The organism is Myxococcus sp. AM009 (genome assembly GCF_013372605.1).
Lineage (GTDB): Bacteria > Myxococcota > Myxococcia > Myxococcales > Myxococcaceae > Myxococcus > Myxococcus vastator.
This window is the reverse complement of record NZ_JABXEP010000272.1, coordinates 1-5,939: the sequence shown is the minus strand read 5'-3', so window position 1 is coordinate 5,939 and position 5,939 is coordinate 1. Positions and strand designations below refer to the sequence as shown.

The 5,939-nt window shown below is 72.6% G+C and carries 5 protein-coding genes; 1 reads left to right on the top strand and 4 read right to left on the bottom strand.

The genetic code is table 11. The features are described 5' to 3' along the window. On the bottom strand, positions 1-412 hold a 412-nt coding region (locus HV824_RS34630; protein ID WP_255208582.1), incomplete at its 3' end, for a type VI secretion system contractile sheath small subunit. A 260-nt stretch (positions 413-672) separates the two neighbouring features. Here HV824_RS34630 and HV824_RS34625 point away from each other — a divergent pair. Continuing rightward, the gene (locus HV824_RS34625) at positions 673-1,788 is read left to right on the top strand and encodes a lytic transglycosylase domain-containing protein (protein WP_176425174.1); all 1,116 of its coding nucleotides are present in this window, start codon (positions 673-675) and stop codon (positions 1,786-1,788) included. A gap of 34 nt (positions 1,789-1,822) precedes the next feature. On the opposite strand, the gene HV824_RS34620 is transcribed toward HV824_RS34625, so the two are convergent. The 3 genes from HV824_RS34620 to HV824_RS34610 all read right to left on the bottom strand — a co-directional run. Further along, positions 1,823-2,593 carry a hypothetical protein gene (locus HV824_RS34620; RefSeq protein WP_255208581.1) on the bottom strand — a complete coding sequence of 257 codons (771 nt, stop codon included), beginning with the start codon at positions 2,591-2,593 and terminating at the stop codon, positions 1,823-1,825. An 89-nt stretch (positions 2,594-2,682) separates the two neighbouring features. Beyond that, positions 2,683-4,023, bottom strand: a complete 1,341-nt coding sequence (locus HV824_RS34615) for a sigma 54-interacting transcriptional regulator (protein WP_176417655.1) — start codon at positions 4,021-4,023, stop codon at positions 2,683-2,685. Positions 4,024-4,081: 58 nt separating this feature from the next. Continuing rightward, on the bottom strand, positions 4,082-5,939 hold a 1,858-nt coding region (locus HV824_RS34610), incomplete at its 5' end, for a tetratricopeptide repeat protein (RefSeq protein ID WP_176425173.1).

The following is a 5,939-nucleotide window of genomic DNA, read 5'->3' as shown; positions in this document are numbered from 1 at the left end:
GCGGGGCGGATGCGGCGCGCAGGGCCTCGGCCACCGCGTCCGGCAAGCGGCCTGGCCCGGTGACGGTGGCCACGCGCGTGGCGGCCTCCTCGGGCGTCAGCGTGCGCAGCGGGTCGGAGGTGGCCAGCGATTCGTGCAGGTGCTGCAGGGCGCGCAGCTCCGGGACGCGGGTGATGACGTCCGCGAAGCTGAAGGCGCGCAGCCGGTCGAAGGACAGCTCGACGGTGCGCGTGTCACCTGCTCCCAGCCGGTCGGCCACGGTGACGCGGAGCCCGCTGGCGGCGCGCGTGAGCTCATCGCCGAAGGTGTTCACCGTGAGCGGGAAGCGCCGGCCCGAGGGGGACGGGGAGAAGGCACCCACCACCAGCCAGCGCACGCGCGCGCTCTCGGCACTGCTTCCGTTCTGGCTCATGTCCCGCATCCCCTCCACGACGAGAAGGCCGCTACGTTAGCGCGCCAGGGTGGGAGCGCGGACTGGTGACTGCGACCACCGCCCCTCTGACGGCAGTCACCAGGAGGCAGGCGCCCACGGGGCGCGGGCACGCCGGGGGCATACGTAAAATCAATGGCTTGGCGGACGGATGGGGACGCCCGGTGGTTGGCACACCTGCTGCTACTGGTGCGTGGGTCGCCTACAGAAGCCCTCCCACCTCTCCCAGAAGGAACTTCCCCATGCGCCTCTCTCCGCTCAGCGGCTCCGCCTCTTCCGCCGTCCGCTCCCCGGCCCAGGATGTCTCCGGCTCCCTGCCTTCCGCGTCGCTGTCGGGGGCCTCGGCCCAGAAGCCGGCGCTGGGGCGGCTTGGGATGCAGCAGGATGGCTTCGACATGGGCGGCGGCAAGGCCCAGTCCCTGGGCAAGCTGCTGGAGGGGGCCATGGCCATCATCAGCACGCTCACCCAGCTCCAGCAGGCCATGCAGGGCGGCGCGGCCGGTGGCGCGCAGGGCGCCGCGTGCGGCCAGGGCGGCGCGGGCGCGAAGGGCGCGTCGGGGGCTTCCCCGTCGCAGTGCTTCTCGGACAGCTCGTTCTCTCCCGCGTCGGCCTGCGGCAACCGTCCTCCCGTGGAGCTGAACCCCGGCGCGCAGGGCCCGTCTCCGTTCATGAGTGATCCGGTGGATGGCCTCACGTCGGCGCCGCCGGCGGGTGGCTCCGCGCCCGCGCCGGTGGGTGGGCCGGCGCCTGCGGGTGGCTCCGCGCCCGCGCCTGCGGGTGGCTCCGCGCCGGTGGGCGGAAACGGTGCGGCGCCCGCGATGAGCAGCACCGGAGCGACGCCTTCGGCACCGTCAGTGGGCGCGAGCAAGGGCGCCGGCGGCGCGAGCCTGGGGGGTAACCTGCCTCCCGCGCTGGAGAAGCTGCGCCCGGCGCTCGAGTCCGCGGCGGCCAAGACGGGCGTGCCGGTGGAGATGCTGGCCGCGCAGGTGTGGGCCGAGTCCCGCGGTGACGTGGCCGCCACGTCCACCAACGGTGGCAACGGCCTGACGGACACCGGGCTGATGCAGGTGAACCCCAACACCTACAAGGAGCTGCAGAGCAAGCACCCCGAGCTGCAGGGCAAGAGCCTCTCCGACCCGGAGACGAACATCCTCGCGGGCGCCTGCTACATGAAGGACATGAAGGAGCAGTTCGGGAGCTGGGACCTGGCCCTGCGCGCGTACAACTCCGGTCCGAACGGCGTGGACAAGAGCAACCCCCACGCGATTCCCGCGGGCACGGGTGACGCCAAGTACGTGCAGAAGGTGAATCAGTTCGCCAGCACCCTGGCGTCGGGCCAGGGCGCGCTGCCGGCGTAGCGGACGCTGGCAGCGGAGGACGACGGCGAGAAGCTCAGGAGGACTCGCGGCCGAAGCTGCCGCGAGCCCGGGAGCCGCCGCCGTCGGTGTTGCCCAGCGCGTCGGTGTGGAGGGCGCTCTTCTCCACCAGCGTGCCCTCGTCCATGGCGGTCTGCGGATCGCCGACGATGAGCATGCCGCCACCCTGGTGCAGCTCCCACGCGGAGCCCACGGAGTCGGCGATCTGCTGGCCGGACACGGTGTACTTGGAGCCCGTGTTCGTGTCCTTCACCTGGTAGTTGCCCTTGTCGTCCATGCCGTCGACGACGACCCAGTGCGAGCCACCGGCGACCTTGGAGTCCACGCCCGTGGCGAGCCGGTTGGTGTCCAACTGGACGACGGCCTTCTGTCCGCGGGCCAGCGCCTCGTTCACCGACGGCATGTCGAAGTTCGAGGTGCCCTTCTTCACCTCCAGGCCCTCGTGCGCGAACATCTTCGCCAGCTCCTCCGGGGTCGTCCCGTCCCCATCGGTGAAGCGCGACTCCAGCGAGTCCATCTTCTGCGCCGCCGCCACGGCGTCCTTGCCCGCCGTGGGCGACAGCAGGGTGGCCACCGCGGCGCCGCAGTTGGCGTCCTTGGTCTGCTTGACGACCTCCGAGGACGCGTCCGCGGCCTCGAAGCTGTCGGTGAAGTACTGGGCCACCACGTCGGGGACGGGCGGCGGCTGGGGGGCCTGGGCCGGCTCGGACGCGGCGGGCTGCTGCACGCTCTGCTGCGGCCGGGCCTCCGAGAGCCTCGCGATGGTCTGGAAGAGGTTCACTCGCATGGGCGGTCTTCCCTGGGGGCTGGGCGGAGCCCACATGGCTCCAATCCGAGGTTATCTCCAAAGTCTGGAGAAAGTTGTTTCCGCGCCGCTCAGAGGCCGCTGCTCGGTTCAATACCGTGCTTTTTCAGGAGCTTGCGGAGGTAGACGCGGTCGATGTCGGCCTCGCGGGAGGCGCGGGAGATGTTGCCCTCGCAGCGCTCCAGGAGGTTGCGGAGGTAGTCGCGCTCGAAGCCCTCCACGAGCCGCTCCTTGGCCTCCTTGAAGGGCAGGTCCAGGTCGGCCGCGCCGGGGCCTCGCTCGGGGTCGGCGGACTCCAGGTCCGGGAGGGCCTCTTCGCCCAGGTTCACCACCTGCTCCACCACGTTGCGCAGCTCGCGCACGTTGCCGGGCCAGGGGTACTGGGTGAGCAGCGCGCGCGTCTGGTCCGACAGGGCGCTGGGCGGGCGGCCCGTCTGCTCGAGCATGGTGTCGATGAGCAGGGGGATGTCCTCGGGGCGCTCGCGCAGGGAGGGCATCGTCACGCGGAGCACGGCGAGCCGGTGGAAGAGGTCGCGGCGGAACTTCCCCTGCCGCACGGCGTCCTCCAGGTCCCGGTGGGTGGCCGTCACGATGCGCATGTTGACGGTGACGTAGTCGTTGGCGCCCACGCGCTTCACCTGGCGGCGCTCCAGCACGCGCAGCAGGCGGGGCTGGAGCTCCAGCGGCAGCTCGCCGACCTCGTCCAGGAAGACGGTGCCGTTGTGGGCGCGCTCGAAGGCGCCGGCCCGGTCGCTCTGGGCGTTGGTGAAGGCGCCCTTCACGTGGCCGAACAGCTCGGACTCGATGAGCGAGGGCGCCACGCCCGCCAGGTCCACGATGACGAAGGGCCCGCTGGCGCGGCGGCTGGCCTGGTGGATGGCCTCAGCGCACAGGTCCTTGCCGGTGCCCGTCTCGCCCTGGATGAGGACGTCCGCGCCGCCCGGGGACATGCGCTCCAGCAGGGTGAACACCTCGCGCATCCGGCGGCTGTTGCCCACCAGCGCGCCGAAGCGGTCGCGGTTGGAGAGCAGCAGCGTGCGCTTCGCCGTCTCCTCCGGCACCAGCTTCAGCTCGGTGGTGCCCAGGGTGATGACGGTGCCCGGGTGCAGCTCCAGCTCGGTGAAGCGGCGGCCGTCGCACGAGGAGCCGTTGCGCGAGCCCAGGTCGGTGGCCACCACGTGCTCGTCGTGGACCGTCAGCTTGAGGTGCTCGCGGGAAATCGTCTTGTCGGTGAGGACGATGTCGCACGTGGGGGCCTTGCCCAGCACGTACTCGGGCTTGGTGAGCGCGTGGCTCTGGCCGGACTCGGGGCCGGACAGCACCATCAACTTCAGCCGGACCCGGCCTTGCCGCGCGCGGCTCAGCGTCAGCGTCGGGTCCAGCGCGGGTTCCTCTTCGTTCGACGGGGCCACGGGAGGGGGACGCTAACACGGCCGGGGCGGCCCGCCACCCGTTGGGTCCGTGACGGCCTCACCGCCGGGGCTTGCGACCCGCGGGCCGGGGGGCCGGCTCGGGCGGCAGCGTCGACAGCCAGGCGTCCACGTCCGCCACCCGCGCCTCCAGGCCGGCCTCGGTGAAGCGCGCACGGGCCTGGGCCGCCTCCCCGCGGGCCGCCGGGGGCTGCTGCGTCTGCCACAGGGCGCGCGCCAGGGCGAAGCCGGACTCGGCCAGCACGTCGGGCGGGGCCGACGCGAAGGAGACGGCCTGCCGCAGCGGCGCCACCGACTCGGTCGCCTTGCCCAGCTCCAGCAGGGCCTGGCCCACGCCGTCATAGGAGTACTGGAGCCGCTCGTCGTCCGCGGGCAGCGCCGCGCGCTTGATGAAGAGCGCCTCTTCGTAGGCCTTCAGCGCCTCGTCGTAGCGCTTCAGCGCGTGCAGACACATGCCCACCTCGTCCAGGGCCTCCGCGTACAGGACGCTCGTCTCGCCCCGCGTGGCCTTGCGGACCTGGGCCGCCGCCTGGGCGTGCTTCAGGGCCTTGGCGTCCTGCTTCAGCTCGCGCAGCGTCAAGGACAGCATGCCGTGGCGCTGGGCCATGTCCGGGTGCCAGGGGCCCACCGCGGCCTCCGTCAGCACCAGCGCCTCCTCCAGCAGCTCCGCCGCCTTCTCGGGCTGCCCCAGGTCCAGCATCACGCCGCCCAGCAGGAAGGTGGTCCTCGCGCGCTTGGGGTGGCCCAGGGGCAGGGCGCGGGCCTGGAGCGCCTTGGCCTGCTCCAGCAGCGCGCGCGCGTCCTCGAAGCGCTCCTGCGACACCGCGAGGTTGGCCTGGTTCATCCGCACGTCGGCCTCCAGCACGGGCTCGCCGCCCAGGCGCTGGAGGGTGGCGTGGGCCAGCTCGCCCCAGTCCGAGGCCTGGGTGAAGTGCCGCTGTCCGTCCTCCACGTAGAGCAGCTTGTTGAGGATGGCGACCTTCAGCCGGTCCGCCCGTCCCGCCTCGGCGTCGCGCGCGGCGTGGAAGAGCTGCTTCGAGGCCTCGGGGGACTGGCCGGTCTGCTCCTGGAGCCAGCCCAGGTGGAAGCGCAGCTCGGCCGTGAGCGGCAGGTGGCCGGTGGCCAGCACCGGCGCCTCCAGCGCGCGCGCCACCTCCAGGGCTACCGGGTAGCGGCCCGCGTCCACCAGCGCCTTCACGTTCGCGACCTGTCCCTCCAGCTTCTCGATGTCGGCGCGCTTGCCCGCGTCCGAGGGCAGCCGCTGCTGTTCGGCCAGGGACTCCTCGTCCTCGCACTCGTGCAGCGAGGGCAGGGCGTGCACCGCGTCCACCGACTTCTCCACCAGCGCCGCGTCCGCGGTGGACAGGAGCGCCACCGTGGCGCGCACGTCCTTGTGCCGCCGCGCCAGGCACACCGTCCGCCGCGTCAGCAGCTCTTCTGTCTGTACGCCGTGGACGTGGGTGGCCTCGCAGGCCTCGGTGCTCTGCTGCTTCCACGCGCTCGCGTAGCCGTCCAGCACCTGGGAGACCTTGCCCGCCAGCTCCTGCGCGAAGGGCTTGCCGGTGGCGAGGAAGGCCGCCTCCACCTGCTGCTTCGCCGCCGGGCTCCAGACGTCATCCATGCGCGCGCCCGCGGCGGCGCAGACCTGCGACTGCTGGTAGAGGACGCCGCCCACCAGGGCCACGCCGGCGGCCACGGTGCTGGCGCCCGCCACCCAGCGTCGGCGCTTCGTGAGGCGGTGCTCCTGCGACAGGGCGCCCAGCAGCTCCGTCATGGACGCGAAGCGCGTGGCCGGGTCCAGCGACAGGCCTCGCATCATCGCCTGCTTCACCCAGGCGGGGACCTTCACGTCGCGCGGCGGCTCCTGGATGAGGACGGGCGGCGGCGGGGGCTTGGGG

Excerpts from the sequence above, each read along its gene's own strand:
- HV824_RS34625 (WP_176425174.1), top strand. The coding sequence starts at position 673 with ATGCGCCTCTCTCCGCTCAGCGGCTCCGCCTCTTCCGCCGTCCGCTCC.
- HV824_RS34620 (WP_255208581.1), bottom strand. The coding sequence starts at position 2,593 with ATGCGAGTGAACCTCTTCCAGACCATCGCGAGGCTCTCGGAGGCCCGG.